The sequence below is a fragment of the Pseudomonas sp. GM102 genome (genome assembly GCF_000282555.1).
In the GTDB taxonomy this organism is placed as follows: Bacteria; Pseudomonadota; Gammaproteobacteria; order Pseudomonadales; family Pseudomonadaceae; genus Aquipseudomonas.
The window spans coordinates 1-1,649 of sequence record NZ_AKJB01000037.1 but is presented as its reverse complement, the minus strand read 5'-3'; the positions used below and the strand labels follow the sequence as shown (position 1 = coordinate 1,649).

2 protein-coding genes and 1 pseudogene are annotated in these 1,649 nt (G+C 61.6%); all 3 read right to left on the bottom strand.

All coding sequences use genetic code 11. The features are described 5' to 3' along the window. Nucleotides 1–610: aldehyde dehydrogenase family protein (locus tag PMI18_RS22530; RefSeq protein ID WP_007897254.1), on the bottom strand; the 610-nt coding region annotated here is incomplete at its 3' end. Nucleotides 611–640: 30 nt separating this feature from the next. Further along, the gene (gene iolB / locus PMI18_RS22535; protein ID WP_007897251.1) at nucleotides 641–1,450 is read right to left on the bottom strand and encodes a 5-deoxy-glucuronate isomerase; all 810 of its coding nucleotides are present in this window, start codon (nucleotides 1,448–1,450) and stop codon (nucleotides 641–643) included. Continuing rightward, a pseudogene (locus PMI18_RS22540) lies at nucleotides 1,450–1,649 on the bottom strand (myo-inosose-2 dehydratase); the annotation flags it as partial. The pseudogene PMI18_RS22540 and the gene iolB, both read right to left, overlap by 1 nt.

Genomic DNA, 1,649 nt, shown 5'->3' with positions numbered 1-1,649 from the left:
CGTTGAACACACCGTCCGGCAACCCGGCTTCGGTCAATAATTTCGCCATCAGCAAACTGGCCGACGGGTCGCGTTCGGAGGGTTTGAGGATGAAGCAGTTACCGGTGACCAGCGCCAGCGGGATCATCCACAGCGGCACCATCACCGGGAAGTTGAACGGCGTGACGCCGGCACACACACCCAGCGGCTGGCGCAGGTTCCAGTTGTCGATGCCGCCGCCGATGTTGTCGCTGAAATCGGTTTTCAGCAGGTTCGGTGCGCCACAGGCGTACTCGACGATTTCGATGCCGCGCGTCACTTCGCCCTTGGCGTCCGAGAACACCTTGCCGTGTTCGCGGCTGATGATTTCGGCCAGCTCGTTGTGATGACGGTCGAGCAGTTCCTTGAACTTGAACATCACCCGCGAACGGCGCAGGGACGATTGCTCGGACCACGCCGGGAACGCCTTCAGGGCTGAGGCGACGGCATCGTCCACGGTCTTCTGGCTGGCCAGCCCGACCCGCGCCTGTACTGCGCCGGTGGCAGGGTTGAAGACATTGCTGAACCGCTCGTTGCCGCTGTCTTGCACCTGACCGTCGATGTAATGGCCTATTACCGGGGCATCGCTCATTGTTCTTGTTCTCCCTTTGAATGTTGAAATTCAGAGATCCAACAGCCAGCTGTGCTGCGGATCGTTGTGGAACTGCCAGACGCGTTTCGGCCCGGCCATCACGTTCAGGTAATACGACTCGTAGCCGTAGGGCACGCTGACCGGGTGATAGCCCTTGGGCACGACGACCAGGTCGCTGTTCTCCACGGCCATGGCCTGGTCAATGCTGCGATCGTCGGTGTAGACCCGCTGGAATACGAAGCCTTGGGGCGGATTGATCTGGTGGTAGTAGGTTTCTTCGAGAAAGCTCTGGTGCGGCAGATCGTCGGTGTCGTGCTTGTGCGGCGGGTAGCTCGACGAGTGTCCGGACGGTGTGCGCACTTCCACCACCAGCAGCGAATGGGCTGGCTCGGTGTCTGGCAGGATGTCGCAGACGTAACGGGTGTTGGCACCCTTGCCACGCACGCTGCGTTTCATGCTGTCGGGTTTGATCAGCCGTGGGCTGTGATTTTCGGCGGTCGAACCGGGCGCGGCGCAGACGGCGATCTGCACGTCGCTGAGTGCGACCACTTGCGCCTGACTGCCCGGTGGCAAGTACACGGCGAACGGCGATTTATCTTCGAACACCGATTGGCGATCGCCGATGTTGTCCCAATTGAACGCGCCCTGCCCCGGTGCTTCGCCCTTGATGCTGACCCGACCGCTGAGCAGCACCAGGCACAGTTCCTTGTCGCCGGCGCTGACCGGCAGGGATTCGCCGAGGCTCAGGCGGTACGCGGCGAAGCCAACGTATTCCAGCGCTCCCTGCCCCAACTCGACCATGGTCCGGCCGCGGGCATTGCTCTTGACCAAAAGGCTCATCACTTAATCCTCTCGTCGAGCAGCGCACGTAGCGTGTCGTAGCCTTTTTTGGCATAGACATAACTCGGTGCCACCGCCGGATCCTGCTCGGCCTCGACCACCAGCCAGCCGTGGTAATCGGCGCCCAGCAGGACGTCGAGCAAGGCGCCAAAATCGATGTCGCCATCGCCTGGTACGGTGAAGGTGCCGTTGATGATGC

Bases quoted from the DNA above. Each gene is read 5' to 3' on its own strand.
- iolB (WP_007897251.1), bottom strand. From the start codon at position 1,450: ATGAGCCTTTTGGTCAAGAGCAATGCCCGCGGCCGGACCATGGTCGAG.